21 protein-coding genes and 1 tRNA gene are annotated in these 14,602 nt (G+C 66.2%); 16 read left to right on the forward strand and 6 right to left on the reverse strand.

Annotated features, from left to right (window positions below; genetic code table 11):
• Positions 1-12: 12 nt before the first annotated feature.
• Together RJT48_RS00605 and RJT48_RS00610 are read right to left on the reverse strand one after the other, a co-directional pair.
• Positions 13-312, reverse strand: coding sequence for a DUF424 domain-containing protein (locus RJT48_RS00605; protein ID WP_311170290.1), 300 nt, complete (start codon positions 310-312; stop codon positions 13-15).
• Positions 312-1,061: a tetratricopeptide repeat protein gene (locus RJT48_RS00610; RefSeq protein ID WP_311170291.1), complete on the reverse strand. Its 750-nt coding sequence runs from the start codon at positions 1,059-1,061 to the stop codon at positions 312-314. Before RJT48_RS00610 ends, RJT48_RS00605 begins: the two co-directional genes overlap by 1 nt.
• A gap of 144 nt (positions 1,062-1,205) precedes the next feature.
• Here RJT48_RS00610 and thpR point away from each other — a divergent pair, with 144 nt between their 5' ends.
• The 13 genes from thpR (at position 1,206) to RJT48_RS00675 (ending at position 9,896) form a co-directional block, all read left to right on the forward strand.
• A complete protein-coding gene (thpR, locus tag RJT48_RS00615) occupies positions 1,206-1,766 on the forward strand; it encodes an RNA 2',3'-cyclic phosphodiesterase (protein WP_311170292.1) in 561 nt (186 codons plus the stop codon).
• A 320-nt stretch (positions 1,767-2,086) separates the two neighbouring features.
• Complete coding sequence (locus RJT48_RS00620; RefSeq protein WP_311170293.1) at positions 2,087-2,239, forward strand: 50S ribosomal protein L39e; 153 nt, start codon at positions 2,087-2,089, stop codon at positions 2,237-2,239.
• Between the two features lie 2 nt (positions 2,240-2,241).
• The gene (locus tag RJT48_RS00625) at positions 2,242-2,520 is read left to right on the forward strand and encodes a 50S ribosomal protein L31e (RefSeq protein ID WP_311170294.1); all 279 of its coding nucleotides are present in this window, start codon (positions 2,242-2,244) and stop codon (positions 2,518-2,520) included.
• A gap of 1 nt (position 2,521) precedes the next feature.
• On the forward strand, positions 2,522-3,184 hold the full coding sequence (locus tag RJT48_RS00630; protein WP_311170295.1) for a translation initiation factor IF-6: 663 nt from the start codon (positions 2,522-2,524) through the stop codon (positions 3,182-3,184).
• 191 nt (positions 3,185-3,375) lie between these two features.
• On the forward strand, positions 3,376-3,570 hold the full coding sequence (gene rpl18a, locus RJT48_RS00635) for a 50S ribosomal protein L18Ae (RefSeq protein ID WP_311170296.1): 195 nt from the start codon (positions 3,376-3,378) through the stop codon (positions 3,568-3,570).
• The gene (pfdA, locus tag RJT48_RS00640) at positions 3,570-4,022 is read left to right on the forward strand and encodes a prefoldin subunit alpha (protein WP_311170297.1); all 453 of its coding nucleotides are present in this window, start codon (positions 3,570-3,572) and stop codon (positions 4,020-4,022) included. The genes rpl18a and pfdA overlap by 1 nt, the downstream gene beginning before the upstream one ends.
• 60 nt (positions 4,023-4,082) lie before the next feature.
• The gene (ftsY, locus tag RJT48_RS00645; RefSeq protein ID WP_311170298.1) at positions 4,083-5,300 is read left to right on the forward strand and encodes a signal recognition particle-docking protein FtsY; all 1,218 of its coding nucleotides are present in this window, start codon (positions 4,083-4,085) and stop codon (positions 5,298-5,300) included.
• 55 nt (positions 5,301-5,355) lie between these two features.
• Positions 5,356-6,762, forward strand: coding sequence for a signal recognition particle protein Srp54 (locus RJT48_RS00650; protein WP_311170299.1), 1,407 nt, complete (start codon positions 5,356-5,358; stop codon positions 6,760-6,762).
• A gap of 177 nt (positions 6,763-6,939) precedes the next feature.
• Positions 6,940-7,215 (forward strand): type II toxin-antitoxin system HicB family antitoxin, encoded by a 276-nt coding sequence (locus tag RJT48_RS00655; RefSeq protein ID WP_311170300.1) that lies wholly within the window; start codon positions 6,940-6,942, stop codon positions 7,213-7,215.
• Positions 7,216-7,217: 2 nt separating this feature from the next.
• The gene (locus tag RJT48_RS00660; protein ID WP_311170301.1) at positions 7,218-7,475 is read left to right on the forward strand and encodes a type II toxin-antitoxin system HicA family toxin; all 258 of its coding nucleotides are present in this window, start codon (positions 7,218-7,220) and stop codon (positions 7,473-7,475) included.
• A gap of 163 nt (positions 7,476-7,638) precedes the next feature.
• Complete coding sequence (locus RJT48_RS00665; RefSeq protein WP_311170302.1) at positions 7,639-8,220, forward strand: magnesium transporter; 582 nt, start codon at positions 7,639-7,641, stop codon at positions 8,218-8,220.
• Positions 8,221-8,778 (forward strand): magnesium transporter, encoded by a 558-nt coding sequence (locus RJT48_RS00670; protein ID WP_311170303.1) that lies wholly within the window; start codon positions 8,221-8,223, stop codon positions 8,776-8,778. It abuts the gene before it with no gap.
• 80 nt (positions 8,779-8,858) lie between these two features.
• The gene (locus tag RJT48_RS00675; protein ID WP_311170304.1) at positions 8,859-9,896 is read left to right on the forward strand and encodes a nucleoside recognition protein; all 1,038 of its coding nucleotides are present in this window, start codon (positions 8,859-8,861) and stop codon (positions 9,894-9,896) included.
• 62 nt (positions 9,897-9,958) lie between these two features.
• Here RJT48_RS00675 and RJT48_RS00680 read toward each other — a convergent pair whose 3' ends face one another.
• Positions 9,959-10,378, reverse strand: a complete 420-nt coding sequence (locus RJT48_RS00680) for an RNA-binding domain-containing protein (RefSeq protein WP_311170305.1) — start codon at positions 10,376-10,378, stop codon at positions 9,959-9,961.
• Positions 10,375-11,001 (reverse strand): AAA family ATPase, encoded by a 627-nt coding sequence (locus RJT48_RS00685; RefSeq protein WP_311170306.1) that lies wholly within the window; start codon positions 10,999-11,001, stop codon positions 10,375-10,377. The genes RJT48_RS00680 and RJT48_RS00685 overlap by 4 nt, the downstream gene beginning before the upstream one ends.
• 95 nt (positions 11,002-11,096) lie before the next feature.
• Here RJT48_RS00685 and RJT48_RS00690 point away from each other — a divergent pair.
• From RJT48_RS00690 to mdh, 3 genes are all read left to right on the forward strand, one after another.
• Positions 11,097-11,170: transfer RNA gene (locus tag RJT48_RS00690), tRNA-Arg, on the forward strand.
• Between the two features lie 195 nt (positions 11,171-11,365).
• Complete coding sequence (locus RJT48_RS00695) at positions 11,366-11,512, forward strand: hypothetical protein (protein WP_311170307.1); 147 nt, start codon at positions 11,366-11,368, stop codon at positions 11,510-11,512.
• Positions 11,513-11,587: 75 nt separating this feature from the next.
• Positions 11,588-12,502 (forward strand): malate dehydrogenase, encoded by a 915-nt coding sequence (mdh, locus tag RJT48_RS00700; protein WP_311170308.1) that lies wholly within the window; start codon positions 11,588-11,590, stop codon positions 12,500-12,502.
• Between the two features lie 52 nt (positions 12,503-12,554).
• Here the strand turns inward: mdh and RJT48_RS00705 are convergent, their stop codons facing one another.
• Positions 12,555-13,823, reverse strand: a complete 1,269-nt coding sequence (locus tag RJT48_RS00705; protein WP_311170309.1) for a hypothetical protein — start codon at positions 13,821-13,823, stop codon at positions 12,555-12,557.
• A gap of 58 nt (positions 13,824-13,881) precedes the next feature.
• Entirely contained in the window at positions 13,882-14,283 is a 402-nt protein-coding gene (locus RJT48_RS00710) for a CBS domain-containing protein (RefSeq protein ID WP_311170310.1), read from the reverse strand.
• Positions 14,284-14,602 lie beyond the last annotated feature (319 nt).

The raw sequence follows: 14,602 nt of genomic DNA on the forward strand, positions 1-14,602 counted from the left end.
CGCCGCGTCCGGTCACATCCACAACAACTGCGCGTGCAACGTCCCGTCGACGGACAGCACGCGGTCCTCGTCGACGATGCCCGCGTCGACGGCGACGGAGACGGCACGTTCGCCGACGATGTTGGCGACGCTGGCGCGGGTGAGGCTGTCGACGACCGCCGCCTCGTCGGCCGTTTCGGCCTCGTCGCCGCCGTAGAACGCCTCCGTCACTTCGAGCGAGACGTCGCCTTCGGTGTACGTTTCGCCGAGACACTCGGAATCGCAGACGGAGACGAGCAGTCCCTCCGGCGTCTGTCGTTCGCGGAGTAACATCACCGGTCCTGTTGCTGCTCCAGCATCTCCTGTTCGCGCTCCTGGCGGAGTTCGTCGGCCTGCTGTTGGACCTGTTCGGCCTGTTCGTCCTCGCCGAGTTCTTCGAGCGCCATCGCCTTCTCTTCGAGGACGTCGGCGGTGCGCATCCCCAGGCGAATCGCGTTGTCGAAGGCGTTGACCGCCTCCTCGTTGAGGCCGCGCTCCCGGAGGAAGAAGCCGCGGTTGTACCACGCCTGTGGGAAGCGCGGATCGATCTCGACGGCGCGTTCGGCGTGGTGCAGCGCGGCCTCCGTCTCCCCGGCGTTCCACAGCGCGTACGCCAGATTTGTCTCCGCGGAGGCGGCGTGCTCGGAGTCGTCGTCGATCCGGAGCGCCTCCCGGTAAGAACCGATCGCCTCGTCCCACTCCTCTAGTTCGCCGTGGGCGGCGCCCTTGTTCACCCACGCCTCCTGGGCGGCGATCGAGTCCTCGTCGGCGAAGCGCGCCGCGCGCTCGAAGGTCTCGGTGGCCTCCTCGAAGCGGTTGATCTGCATATACGAGAGCCCGACGTCGACGAGCTGTTCGACGTCGACCGAGTCGGAGTCGACGTTCCGGCGGTCGAGTTCGTCGGTGACGACCCGGCTGTCAACGGGGTCGACCTTCGTCGGATCGACCTTCAGCTCCGGCGGATCGAGTGTGAACTCCTCGTAGTCCTCGTCGAACCCCTGCCCCGAGGAGAACTCGTGGTCGTCGCGCTCGCCGTCTGTCATACACCGAAGTTGGGTATCGGGACGGTTAAGCACTACGTCACGGGCTCGATTCGAGCCGCTCGGTCGCTGTGGACCCGATAGGTGAGGAGTGTGATCCGATTCGACCGGCGTAGATTAAATTGGGTCGAACGCGTACGCGGGCGTATGCGACTCTTCGTGAGCATCGACCTCCCCGAGCAGCTCGCCGAGGCCGTCGCCGACGCACAGGAGCGCTTCGCAGACGCCGCGGGACTCCGCTTTGTCGACCCCGAACAGGCGCATCTGACGCTTTTCTTCCTCGGAGACACGGACCCAGAACGAGTCGACGAGATCGAATCGGCGCTGGAACGCGCCGTCGAGGCCGCCGCCGTCGACCCGTTCGAACTCGCCGTGGGCGGCTTCGGGGTCTTCCCGTCGCTGGACTACATCAGCGTTCTCTGGGCCGGTGTCCGGGAGGATCGGGGTGCCGCGGAGACGACGCGGCTCGCCGAGGCGGTCGAAGACGAACTGACCGCGCTCGGCTTCGAGGCCGACGATCACGAGTTCACGCCACACGTGACCATCGCCCGGATGGACGACGCCCGCGGGAAGGACCTCGTTCAGGAGGTCGTCCGCGAGACCGACCCCGATCTCGGCTCGTTCGCGGTCGACGCCATCCGGCTGAAGAAGAGCACGCTTCGGAACGACGGGCCGGAGTACGAGACCGTGGCGACTATCGAGCTGTGAGCCGTTGTCGGGGCGACGTGTCGGCGGCGATGAAATCGGCGTCGCCGTTCGCTCCGGTCGAAATTGTGAGTTATGCGATTGCTGGCCGGAAAACCGCTCTCGGGTGGGACTGGAAGGGGCCGCGCTCTCGACGATGGCGCGTGACGTAAGCACCGCAGGAGTGAACGCAGTGAGCGACGAGGAGCGCAGCGAGCGCACCGAGTCGAGAGCGCGGGGGCTTCCGAGGTCCTATTGACCGTTCCTGACGATTTATCGCTAACGTACCAGTATCGGGCCGAAGGAACAAGATTTTATGCGGTCCCGGGATAGAGACGAATACTATGAGCAAGAAGTCGAAGGCGAAAAAGAAGCGGCTCGCCAAACTCGAAAAGCAGAACACGCGCGTCCCCGCCTGGGTGATGATGAAGACGAATATGGAAGTCACGCGGAACCCCAAGCGGCGCAACTGGCGGCGGAGTGACACGGACGAGTAACGATGAGCGCAAGCGACTTCGAGGAACGCGTCATCACGGTCCCGCTGCGTGACGTCGCCGCGGTCCCCGGCCACGAGCGCGCCGGGAAGGCGATGTCTATCATCCGAACGCATCTCGCGAAACACTTCTCCGTCCCCGAGGACGCGGTGCGGCTCGACCCCTCGCTCAACGAGACGGTGTGGGGCCGCGGGCAGCAGCAGCCCCCGAGCAAACTCCGCGTTCGCGCCGCCCGATTCGACGAGGACGGGGAGTCCATCGTCGAAGCGGAGCCGGCAGAGTAACGTGCTCCGCGCCTCCTTCGCCGGGTCGCCGTACGTCGGCGTGTTCGCCCGTGCGACGGATCACGTCCTCCTGGTTCGGTCCGACGCGGAGTCCGACGTCGTCGATTCGATGACCGAGGAACTCGACGTCCCGGCGGTCTCGACCACCGTCGGTGGGTCCGGCACCGTCGGCGCGCTCGCGACCGGCAACGAGAACGGGATCCTCCTCACCAGTCGGGCGACCGAACGGGAGAAGGAGGCGATCGCGTCGGCAGTCGACGTCCCCGTGACCGAACTGCCCGGTCGCATCAACGCCGCCGGCAACGTCGTCCTCGCGAACGACTACGGTGCCTACGTCCACCCCGACCTCTCCGACGACGCCGTCGACGTCGTCGAGTCCGCACTCGACGTCCCGATCGAACGCGGCGAACTCGCGGACGTCCGCACCGTCGGGACGGCGGCGGTCGCGACCAACGACGGCGTGCTCTGTCACCCGAAATCCCGCGAGCCCGAACTGGAGGCCCTCGAAGCACACCTCGACGTCCGCGCCGACATCGGGACCGTCAACTACGGCGCCCCGCTCGTCGGCTCCGGGCTGGTCGTCAACGAATCCGGGTACGTCGCCGGGCAGGACACCACCGGCCCGGAACTGACCCGGATCGAAGACGCGCTCGGTTATCTGTAACGCCGGACTACCGCTTTTTCCCGCCGCGCTTTCGCCTGGCTTCGCACAATTCGGGAGATTGCCAGCCGCCAAACCGCCGGACGAGAGCGACGCCGCCGGCCGTCAAAGCCCGTAGACGCCCCGGGACTCATCCGGACGCGTCGGGCCCCCGAGTAGGAAGATACTTCCCGTTCGCTCGGGTACATCGGTGTATGAGTAAATTCGCAGTGAGCGGCCGGTTCCAGAGCCGCGACGGGTTCAGCGAGTTCCAGACGACCGTCGAGGCACCGAACGAGAAGGTCGCCCACGAGCGCGTCTACGCGAACATCGGGAGTCAACACGGTCTGAAGCGGACCCAGATCGAGATCGACGACGTCGCCGAGGCCGAAGAGGTGACCGCCGCATGATGGGTGGCGGACAGCAGCAACTTCAGCAGCTCTCGCAGGAACTGGAAGCGATCGACCAAGAGATCGAGGCGCTGGAAGCCGAGGTCGAAGGGTACCGAACGGAACAGTCCGAGATCGACGAGGCGGTCGAGGCGATCGAGACGCTCGACACCGGATCGACGGTTCAGGTCCCGCTCGGTGGCGGGGCGTACGTCCGCGCGGAGATCCAGGACATCGACGAGGTCATCGTCGACCTCGGCGCCGACTTCGCCGCCGAGCAGCCGGCCGACGCCGCGATCGAGGCGCTCCGCACGAAGCAGGACGCGCTCGACGACCGCATCGAAGAGGTCCAAGCGGAGATTCAGGAACTCGAATCCGAGAGTTCCGAACTCGAACAGCAGGCCCAGCAGATGCAACAGCAGATGCAGCAACAGCAGATGCAGCAGATGCAGCAGCAGGGCGACGACGAGTAACGTGGCCGGTGCCGACCGCCACGGTGTAGCGCGGATATCGACGCGAGAGCGGCAGACACTATGTTCGACGGACTGAAAAACAAACTCGACAGCTTCCGCGAGGACGTCGAGGAGACGGCCGAAGCGAAGGGCGAAGAGGAAGCTGACGCGGCGACGCCGAGCGGCGAGGATGACGCCGACGCGGCGGACGGGCAGGACCGGCAGGCCCTATCCGAAGACGCCGACGCGGCGGATGGACAGGATCGGCAGGCCCCATCCGAAGACGCCGACGCGGCAGCCGCCGCCACGGGCGACGAACCTGCCTCAGCTGATGCCGAGCCCGGTGCCGAAATCGCCGCCGAGGAGGCCGCGGAGGCGCTCGAAGCGTCCGAGGAGGACGACGAATCGGGCCCCGGTCGGCTCAAGCGCGCCGCGGCGTTCGCCACCGGGAAGGTGATCATCGAGGAGGAGGACCTCGAAGACCCGCTGTGGGAACTGGAGATGGCGCTGCTCGAAAGCGATGTCGAGATGCAGGTCGCAGAAGAGATCCTCGACACCGTCCGCGAGAAGATGATCGGCGAGACGCGCGCCCAGGTCGAGACCACGGGCGAACTCGTCCAGTCGGCGCTGCACGACGCCCTCTACGACGTGATCAGCGTCGGGCAGTTCGACTTCGACGCCCGCGTCGCCGACGCCGAGAAGCCGGTCACGATCGTCTTCACCGGCGTCAACGGCGTCGGGAAGACCACGAGCATCGCCAAACTCGCCCGGTACTTCGAGGAGCGCGGCCTGTCGGTCGTGCTCGCGAACGGCGACACCTACCGCGCCGGCGCGAACGAACAGATCCGGGAGCACGCGGCGAACCTCGATACGAAGCTCATCAGTCACGAGCAGGGCGGCGACCCGGCGGCGGTGCTGTACGACGCCGTCGAGTACGCCGAGGCAAACGACATCGACGTCGTCCTCGGCGACACCGCGGGGCGGCTGCACACCTCCAACGACCTGATGGCCCAACTGGAGAAGATCGACCGCGTCGTCGACCCCGATATGACGCTGTTCGTCGACGAAGCGGTCGCCGGCCAGGACGCCGTCGAGCGCGCAAAGACGTTCAACGACGCCGCCGAGATCGACGGTGCGGTCCTCACGAAGGCCGACGCCGACTCCAACGGCGGCGCCGCGATCTCGATCGCGTACGTCACGGGCAAGCCGATCCTCTTCCTCGGCGTGGGGCAGGGATACGACGACATCGAGCGGTTCGACCCCGAACGGATGGTCGACCGGCTGGTCGGCGAGGAGTAGATCTTCTCGGCCCGCAGAAAAAGGCTTTACCCGCGTGGCGGCGTAGAGGTGGGTAATGGTACTCGACAATCTCGGGAGTTCCCTCCGCAGCAGTCTGGATAAACTGCAGGGGAAATCCCGCCTCGACGAGGAGGACGTCGAGGAGATCGTCAAGGAGATCCAGCGCTCGCTGCTCTCTGCCGACGTCGAAGTGAGCCTCGTGATGGACCTCTCCTCGTCGATCGAGGAGCGTGCGACCGAAGAAGACCCGCCCGCCGGCACGTCAGCGCGGGATCACGTCCTCAGAATCGTCTACGAGGAACTCGTCGATCTGGTCGGCGAGTCGACGGACCTGCCGCTCGAATCGCAGACCATCCTCCTCGCGGGCCTCCAGGGCTCGGGCAAGACCACGAGCGCCGCGAAGATGGCGTGGTGGTTCTCGAAGAAGGGGCTGCGCCCCGCGGTCATCCAGACCGACACGTTCCGTCCGGGCGCCTACGACCAGGCCGAGCAGATGTGTGAACGCGCCGAGGTCGACTTCTACGGCGACCCAGAGGAGTCAGACCCGGTGCAGATCGCCCGCGACGGCCTCGAGGCAACCGAGGACGCCGACGTCCACATCGTCGACACCGCCGGCCGGCACGCGCTCGAAGACGACCTCATCGCGGAGATCGAGGAGATCGAACGCGTCGTCGACCCCGATCGCTCGCTGCTCGTTCTCGACGCCGCGATCGGACAGGGCGCAAAGGAGCAGGCCCGCGAGTTCGACGACGCCATCGGCATCGGCGGCGTCGTCGTCACGAAACTCGACGGGACCGCGAAGGGTGGCGGCGCGCTGACCGCCGTCAACGAGACCGGCTCGTCGATCGCCTTCCTCGGGACCGGTGAGACCGTCCAGGACATCGAACGGTTCGAGCCCAACGGCTTCATCTCCCGGCTTTTGGGGATGGGCGACCTCAAGCAACTCTCCGAACGCGTCGAGCGCGCGATGGCCGAGACGGGCGACGAGGAGGACGACTGGGAGCCCGAGGACATTATGCAGGGCTCGTTCACCCTGAAGGATATGCAAAAGCAGATGGAGGCGATGAACAAGATGGGCCCCCTCGATCAGGTGATGGATATGATCCCGGGGCTGGGCGGCGGCCTGATGGACGAACTGCCGGACGACGCGATGGACGTCACCCAGGATCGGATGCGCGATTTCGACGTGATTATGGACTCGATGACCGACGACGAGATGGAGAACCCCCGCTCGATCGGCGCCTCCCGCGTGCGGCGGATCGCCCGCGGCGCCGGGAAAGACGAGGAGACCGTCCGGGAACTCCTCCAGCAGCACAAGATGATGGAGCAGACCATCCAGCAGTTCCAGGGGATGGGCGACGGCGATATGCAGCGGATGATGAAGAAGCTCCAGAACCAGGGCGGCGGCGGGATGGGCGGCCTCGGCGGCGGTGGCGGCGGCCTGGGTCCGTTCGGCGACTGATAATGATTACTCTCACTGTGTACCGCCGAGCGCCACCCCCGGTGGCGACGCTCGGCGGGAAGAGACGAGAGTAATCATTATGAGCTGTTCTGTTGACTCCGTTTGTAAGCCGCCCCGACACGGGTGTGGTGGCGAGACTCCCGAACTGTTTTGCGCGTGGGTAGAGTAGTAGTCGGTATGGCGAGAGCCGATCCGGGCGATACGGACGCTCCCGACAGAGAAATCAGGTTACTGAAGAACCCGGATGGACAGTGGACGGCTCGCGATCTCCGTGTCGGCGTGACTGCACAGGGAGAGAGTCGAGATGCGGCACTCGACAATCTCGATGCCGTCGTCGACGCGGTCGAAGGCGATGGCGGTCACCCACCAACGGACGACGAAATTCGTGACCTCGGTATCGATCCCGAAGTGGCTCGGACACAGGGCGACGAACTTCCCGACGCACTACAGTAGCGATGGTCACTCGGGACTTTTCGGGAGAGGATATCTACAAAGTACTGGTGAATGTCGGTGGCTTCCGGCACGTCCGCCCCACCGGTGATCATCTGATCCTGCGGTGGGAGCCACCAGACACTCACGAAGGTACCGAGACTCGGACTGTGACCGTCCCCGTCCACGACTCGATCAGCATCGGGACGCTCCACGATATTGCCGATGACGCCGGCGCGAAAGACTTCGAGACGTTCTGCGAGTGGGTCGACGAGAACCGGTGATGATCGATCCCGTTCAGGTCGTTCGCTCGTGGGATCTGCGTCGTGAACCAATCCTGGTCCGAATGAGGGCATCCTACGACGGCGTCTTCACCGAAAACTGCGATCACCTCTCCGATCGGACCGACACGCCCGATTTTTTAGCCCCCGCATCCACGACTCCCGTATGACCGTCAGGGACGCCGCGCGCGACGCATACCGCGAGGCGCTCCCTGCGCTTCTGGCCAGTCTGGTCGGCGGTCTGCTCGCTGGCGTCGTGCTGAGCGGGATGCGAGCGGAACTACGCGCCGTGCCGGGGCTGCTCGTCCTCGTTCCCGCGCTGCTTGCAACCCGCGGCAACGTCTACGGCTCGCTCGGCGCGCGGATCTCGACTGCGCTCCACCAGGGGCTGATCGAACCCCGCGTTCGCGGCGGCGACGAACGCCTCCGTGCGGCGGTCGCCGCCGCGCTCTCGAACGGGCTCCTCGCGTCCTCGTTCGCGGCGGTCGCCGTCTTTCTCATCCTGACGCTGTTCGGTGACGCAGTCGCACCGCTCCCCGTGCTCGTCGCGATCGCGCTCGTCGCCGGCTCGCTCTCGGGCGTCGCGCTCTCGGCCGTCGTCGTCACAGCTGTCTTCGCCGGCTACAGGCGGGGCCGGGATCCAGACACCCTCGTCGGCCCGCTCGTGACGACGACGGGCGACGTTTTCGGCGTGTTGTTCCTGCTCGCGGCTGTCAGGCTCGTGTTGTTCGTCGCCGGGGTGATCTGAGTGACGACCGACTGGACCGTCCGGGCGATCTCGCGCGCGATGCTCCCGGTGCTTTTGGCGCTCACGCTCGTCGAGGTCGGGAGCGGCCTGGTCCTCGGGCGCTTCGAGGCGCAACTGCTCCGGTATCCCACGCTGCTGGCGCTGGTGCCCGTGACGATCGGGACCGCCGGCAACCTCGGGAGCATCCTCGCGGCGCGGCTCTCGACGGCGTTTCATCTCGGGACGCTCTCGTTCGATCCCGCGGACGAACAGCTCGCGGGCAACGCCGTCGCGACACTGGCGCTCGCGCTCTCGATCTTCCCGCTCGTCGGCATCGGCTCGTGGGGCCTCACCGCGCTCGCGGGGAGCGTGCAGTTGTCGCCGGGGACCGTTCTCGCGATCTCGCTGTCCTCTGGGATCGCGCTCGCCGTCCTCGCAGTCGCGGTGACGCTCACGGTCACGTACGTCGCCTACCGACTGGGGCTGGACCCCGACGACGTGGTCATCCCGGTCGTCACCAACACCTGCGACGTGCTCGGGGTCGTGGTGCTGTTTGCGACCGTGCAACTGCTGCTGTGAGGGGTATTCCCCCAGGACCCGTGATACTGCTCGGCTCGGAAACCGACGGGGATTAGTCGCCGGCGTCCGGAGCCTGAGTCGTGCAACCGGCAGCGGTCGTCGACGCGGTCTGGCCGATCCTGATCGAGGTAGCGCCACGAGTCGCTCGCATCGCCGTTCTCATCGGCGTCGGCGTCTTCCTGGCGAACGTCGCCGTCGGCTTCGGCCTCGTGGAGTACATCGCCGCGTTCTCGAAGTATCTCACCCGGCCGGCGAACCTCCCGGACGAGGTGGGGACCGCGATCGTCACGACGGCGGCATCGACGACCGCGGGCTACGGGATGCTCGCGGACTTCCGCGAGTCGGGCCGGCTCGACGACGTCGAGACGCTCGTCGCTGTCACGATCAACACCTTCTTCGGCTTCGTGCAGCACATTTTCACGTTCTACGCGCCGGTGTTGATCCCGATCCTCGGGCTCGAAGTCGGCCTGCTGTACGTCGGCTCGCGGGCCGCTATCGCGCTCTGTATCACGGTCGTCGGCGTCCTCGCCGGCGGGGTGTTGCTCTCGCGGGGGGCCGAGGCGGACGCACGCGACGCCGATCCGTCGACGACGCCGGACGGCGGCGTGGCGGGTGCCGGCGACGTCAGTGCTGCCCCGAGTGACGACGCCGGCAACGACACGGACCCGCCGCTCTCCGTCCTGCAGACTGCCGCGGAGAAGACCTGGCCGAAACTGCGGCGCATCGTGCCGCGGCTCGCCGTCGTCTATGTCATCGTGACCATCATCGTGCAGACGCAGGACCTCCAGTCGGCCACTGCCGTCGCGGAGCCGCTAACCTCGATTCTGGGCCTGCCGGGGGCGTCGCTCCCGGTGATCGCGGTGTTCGCCTTCGAGACGACTGCCGGCGCGGCCACCATCGCGCCGATGATCGGCTCGACGTTCACGCCGCGGACCGCCGTCGTGACGATGCTGCTCGGCGGGATCGTCTCCTTTGCGGTGTCGACGTTCAAGCGCTCGATCCCGTTTCAGTACGGCATCTGGGGCCCGCGTTTCGGCTCGAAGGTGATCGTCGTGAACACGGTCCTGAAAATCGTCTTCATCGCTGTCGCGATCGCCGTGCTGCTCGTACCGGTGTAGGTGCGTCCCGGCGCGCCGCCGTTCGGCCGCCGAAACGGCCTCTCAGGCCGCAAAAAGTGAATTCACTCCCGCTCGTCGACGTCGACCGGCCGCCCCTCCTCCGTCGGCGGCGCGACGTGGTCGATGTAGGATTCGACGTCGGGTTCGTGGACGGTGACGTGGACCTGGATGTCGCCGAGTTCGTCTGGGTTGCCCACGGCGAAGTTGATCACGCCCTTGAACGCGGCCTGCTTTTTCAGCGCGAAGGAGAACCCGTCCTCGTCGGCGCGCTTGAAGAACTCCCGTCTGGCGGTGTCGAGGATCTCCTGTTCGTGCAGTCGCTCGGAGAACCGCTCAAGCGAGTGCGTCTCGCCGACGAGTTCCCCCGGCGCCTGCTCGAAGGAGACGTTCGGGAAGAGGGTGCGGACGGCGTCCTCGACGCGGTCCGTCACCTCCGTGTCGCGCACCGGGGCCACGATGCGGGCGTCGATCCGGTAGATCATCCGGCAGCACCCCCGTCGTTGGCCTCGACGGCCAGCGCATCCCGCCTGAGTTCGACGTGATCGTCGTCGATCAGGGCGGCGAGGTCGTCGTTGAGGATTGCTCTGATTCGCTCCCGGAACGCCGGGAGCGTGTCGGTGTTCTCGACGACGACGTCCGCGCGGTCCATCACCTCGCCCATCCCGAAGCCGAGTTCCCGTTCCTCGCGTTCTTTGAGTGCCTCCCTGTCGAGGTCGGTGTCGTCGCGGGCGCGATCGAGGAGACGATCAGCGCGCGTCTCGAACGGCGCCTCGATGCTCACGAGGAGAAAGGCGTCGCCGAACGCCGCCCGAAACTGGTCGAGTTCCACGTCCGAGCGCAGGCCGTCGACCAGCACGGCGTCCTTCGATTCGAGTTCATCTTCGATCAGTGGGAGCGACCGTTCGGCGATCGCTGCGGGGCCGTTTTCCTCCCGGAGCGTCTGCGCCATCTCGCCGTGGTGCTCCGCGGGGTCGAGGCCGCGCTCGCGACACGCCTCGCGGATCACGTCGCCCATCGTGACGACGGGAACGTCCGCCTCGCGGGCGACGGCGGCAGCCTCGCCTTTGCCGCTGCCGGGAAGCCCGACAGTGCCGATGACCTTCATTACGCTGTACTTTACGTCTACGGACCTTACGAGTTCCGTTCGCGCGAGGCCGAACCCGCATTCCTTTTTACCGACCGCCGATTGGTCTCCCACGAGGGCGCGTAGCTCAGTCGGACAGAGCGTCGGACTTCTAATCCGATGGTCGCGGGTTCGAATCCCGTCGCGCTCGTTCGCTTCGCTCACTCGCGCGACGACCCCCCACTCGCTCCGCTCGTGGGGGTCCCGTCGCGCTCGTGCAGCGAGGAGGAACGACGGGCGAACCGGCACGCGGGATAGTTATCAGCGTGTGGGAGCAAAACTGCCGATCGGCGTCGAACGACCGTCTGACGGAACTATTTGTCGACGGGAGTCGTACCGCCCGCGTATGCAGGAGATACCGGGTGGAAACTGTCCAAAAACCGCCGAGGAACGCAAACAACTGTCCAACTACTGCTCGGAGTGCGGGGGTCGACTGACGTGGGTCTCCCAGGAGGTCGGCGTCGAACTGTACGAGTGTCCCGACTGCGACTAGGGGAACAACACCCCCTCGTCCGCATCCGTAGTTTCCGAAGCGTTTAATCGCTCGCCGCCGCCTCTTTTAGCCGATATGACGAAAGTCAGCGTGGTCGGTGCCGCCGGAACGGTCGGCGCCGCCGCCGGATACAACCTCGCGCTCCGTGACGTGGTCGACGAACTCGTCTTCGTCGATATTCCGGACAAGGAGGACGAGACGGTCGGACAGGCCGCGGACACGAACCACGGGGTCGCCTACGACTCCAATACCGAGGTCGTGAAGGGAACCTACGAGGACACCGCGGGGTCGGACGTCGTCGTCATCACCGCGGGCATTCCTCGCCAACCCGGCCAGACCCGTATCGACCTCGCAGGCGACAATGCGCCGATCATAGCGGACATCGGCTCGTCGCTTGCGGAGTACAACGACGACTTCGTCTCGGTCACGACGTCGAACCCGGTCGATCTGCTGAACCGGCACCTCTACGAGACCGGCGACCGCGACCGACACCAGGTGATCGGCTTCGGCGGTCGCCTCGATTCGGCGCGTTTCCGCTACGTCCTGAGCCAGCGCTTCGATGCGCCCGTGCAGAACGTCGAGGGGACGATCCTCGGCGAGCACGGCGACGCGCAGGTTCCCGTCTTCTCGAAAGTCCGCGTCGACGGCGCCGATCCGGTGTTCTCCGCCGACGAGCGCGAGGAGATCCTCGGCGACCTGCAGGAGTCCGCGATGGACGTCATCGAGCGCAAGGGCGCGACCCAGTGGGGCCCCGCGACGGGCGTCGCCCACACCGTCGAGGCCATCATCCGAGACACCGGTGAGGTCCTTCCCGGATCGATCGTGCTCGACGGCGAGTACGGCTACGAGGACACTGCTGTCGGCGCCCCGCTGAAACTCGGCGCCGACGGGGCCGAGGAAGTCGTCGAGTGGGATCTCGACGAGTCCGAGGCGGAGATGCTCGAGGAGGCCGCAGAGAAACTCTCAGAGCAATACGAGAAGATCGCGTAGGCGTCAGTCCGCCGATAGCGGTTCCGGGTGGACTCCTCGGAGTCCGGTTCCGTCACCGGGTCACGCTCCCCGCAACCGACGGGATGGTGTCGACGACGCCGACGGCGGTGCCGTAACACGCCAGTGCGTGCGCTCGCGGATAGTTGTCGAGTATTTCACCGTCGGTCAGGAAGCGATCCCCCTTCGAGAGATACATCGCCGCACGACCCAACAGCCACCGCTCGAAGGCGTCGCCAGCGGTCGCGATCCGATACGCGCCGTCGACGGCCCGGCGTTTGGTATCGAACAGCAGTCGTCTCGGAACTGTGGAGTTCCCCCGCAGTCGCTCGATACGCTCTTTCCCGGTCGCGAAGCCGCGAAACTGCGCTGCTGCTTCCGCAAGCTGGACTGTCTCCAGTCCGGCCAGTCCGTCGCGACGGGCCCACTCCGCGTCGTCGAGGCTGCGTTCGCCCGGTGCGAGCGTCAGGAGTCGGTTCCACGCGGTGTCACGCGGCGTCTCCTCGTCGACACGACGTTCGTCGTACCACTCGTGGTCGTGTGCCGCCGTCCGAATCTGCTCGCGGTAGGTTCTGCGCGCCGCGTCAAGCCCCAGCGATGTCCCCGACGACTGTCGGGCTCGAAACGTTCGGTAGAACTGGCGAGCGTCGCTCAGAAACCGGACGGAGCGCTCGTGGTTTCTGACCGCCCGAGCCAGTGCCCGGTTGCGGACGCGCTCGGACTCCGCCGATAGTGCCTCGCGATCGACCTCCGCGTTCCGTCCGGCGATCATCGCGACGTGGAGCCACGACTCGATCAGGTCGATCCAGACCATCGTCTCGGCGGGCGCGTTGCTCTCGTAGCGGATGCTCTCGCTAAGCGCGTCGATGTCGGATGCCCGCCCGGTCTGTGCTGGTCCGGACGGGCCGATCGTCACGTCGTCGAGACTGGCAACGGCGACGCCGAACGTCTCGGCGACGTAGTTCACGTGATACCGAGCGGTCGAGATCGTGTCAAACGTCGCCGGGTGTGACGTATCGAGGAATTCCGTCGCGGACGATACGCTCCCCTCGTAGCCGAGGAAGCGCTCGCCCTCGAACACACCGGCCTCGCGGGCGCGTTCGACGATCGGAGCGGCACGCTCCACGAGGCTGCGGAGATGCTCGATCGCAGCATCCCGGTGAGCCGGGCGGACCGTTGCGACGTCCTGATGCGATGGGCCGTCCGGAACGGGAAGGGTCGACGGACCGGCTGCAGCCACGGCGCCGATACCAGCGAGCGCAGCGATGCTCCCGACGGCACCGCCGCGGAGGAGGGAACGGCGTGAGATGGAGGGACCAGTCACGCCGCACCGTTGGCAACTGACGGTAATACGTCTTTTCGTCGCTTGAGCGAGCGGCTGACTACGCGCTTACCGCCCGGAGGTCCGAGACGTACGACGTCAGATCGGTCGTGGTCACGATGCCGATCACCGCGCCGTCGTCTTCGTCGACGACCGGGACGTGGTGAATCCCGTGTTCGATCATCGACTCGGCGACCTGTGTGATCGGGACCTGTGCCGTCGTCGTCACCGCCGTGTCGGACATATACGCCGACACCGGCGTGCGGTCCTTCGGCTTCCGCTCGGCGACGATCTGCACGAAGTCCGTGTTGGTCAAGATGCCGACGAGCTGTCCGTCGTCGACGACGACGACCGAACCGATTTCGGCGTTCAGCATCTTCTCGGCGGCGTCCTCCACCAGCGTGTCGGGCGAAACGGTATGTACCGGTGATGACATCACGCGTGCGACGAAAATGTCGTCCATACCCGGAGTTGCGGCGCAACGTCTATTAATGATTCTGTCGGGCGCCGTGGGTGGTGAGCGACATCGAATCGGATCCGTCGTCGACTCGGCCGAGCATTTATATACGAGAACGGGACCACGCCCGGCGTGACGTAGCCATAGCCCCGTACCGAGCAGCGGTTGTTCGGCACACCGGTGCGGGCGGCGAGCGTGCCGACTGTAAGCTATCATCGCAGGCCAGGGACGACCGAGTTGGTTCCGGCGACAGCGACCCTTCTTGGCTGTGAGGGCAGAACTGATATCGGCGCCAGCGACCGTTCCCGGCAGCTGCACCGACGTC

The organism is Halobellus ordinarius (assembly GCF_031823395.1).
Lineage (GTDB): Archaea > Halobacteriota > Halobacteria > Halobacteriales > Haloferacaceae > Haloquadratum > Haloquadratum ordinarius.

What these genes read in the sequence shown, in the direction of transcription:
- RJT48_RS00605 (WP_311170290.1), bottom strand. Translation starts at nt 312, where the DNA reads ATGTTACTCCGCGAACGACAGACGCCGGAGGGACTGCTCGTCTCCGTC.
- RJT48_RS00610 (WP_311170291.1), bottom strand. Translation starts at nt 1,061, where the DNA reads ATGACAGACGGCGAGCGCGACGACCACGAGTTCTCCTCGGGGCAGGGG.
- thpR (WP_311170292.1), top strand. Translation starts at nt 1,206, where the DNA reads ATGCGACTCTTCGTGAGCATCGACCTCCCCGAGCAGCTCGCCGAGGCC.
- RJT48_RS00620 (WP_311170293.1), top strand. Translation starts at nt 2,087, where the DNA reads ATGAGCAAGAAGTCGAAGGCGAAAAAGAAGCGGCTCGCCAAACTCGAA.
- RJT48_RS00625 (WP_311170294.1), top strand. Translation starts at nt 2,242, where the DNA reads ATGAGCGCAAGCGACTTCGAGGAACGCGTCATCACGGTCCCGCTGCGT.
- rpl18a (WP_311170296.1), top strand. Translation starts at nt 3,376, where the DNA reads ATGAGTAAATTCGCAGTGAGCGGCCGGTTCCAGAGCCGCGACGGGTTC.
- pfdA (WP_311170297.1), top strand. Translation starts at nt 3,570, where the DNA reads ATGGGTGGCGGACAGCAGCAACTTCAGCAGCTCTCGCAGGAACTGGAA.
- ftsY (WP_311170298.1), top strand. Translation starts at nt 4,083, where the DNA reads ATGTTCGACGGACTGAAAAACAAACTCGACAGCTTCCGCGAGGACGTC.
- RJT48_RS00650 (WP_311170299.1), top strand. Translation starts at nt 5,356, where the DNA reads ATGGTACTCGACAATCTCGGGAGTTCCCTCCGCAGCAGTCTGGATAAA.
- RJT48_RS00655 (WP_311170300.1), top strand. Translation starts at nt 6,940, where the DNA reads ATGGCGAGAGCCGATCCGGGCGATACGGACGCTCCCGACAGAGAAATC.
- RJT48_RS00660 (WP_311170301.1), top strand. Translation starts at nt 7,218, where the DNA reads ATGGTCACTCGGGACTTTTCGGGAGAGGATATCTACAAAGTACTGGTG.
- RJT48_RS00665 (WP_311170302.1), top strand. Translation starts at nt 7,639, where the DNA reads ATGACCGTCAGGGACGCCGCGCGCGACGCATACCGCGAGGCGCTCCCT.
- RJT48_RS00680 (WP_311170305.1), bottom strand. Translation starts at nt 10,378, where the DNA reads ATGATCTACCGGATCGACGCCCGCATCGTGGCCCCGGTGCGCGACACG.
- RJT48_RS00685 (WP_311170306.1), bottom strand. Translation starts at nt 11,001, where the DNA reads ATGAAGGTCATCGGCACTGTCGGGCTTCCCGGCAGCGGCAAAGGCGAG.
- RJT48_RS00695 (WP_311170307.1), top strand. Translation starts at nt 11,366, where the DNA reads ATGCAGGAGATACCGGGTGGAAACTGTCCAAAAACCGCCGAGGAACGC.
- mdh (WP_311170308.1), top strand. Translation starts at nt 11,588, where the DNA reads ATGACGAAAGTCAGCGTGGTCGGTGCCGCCGGAACGGTCGGCGCCGCC.
- RJT48_RS00710 (WP_311170310.1), bottom strand. Translation starts at nt 14,283, where the DNA reads ATGGACGACATTTTCGTCGCACGCGTGATGTCATCACCGGTACATACC.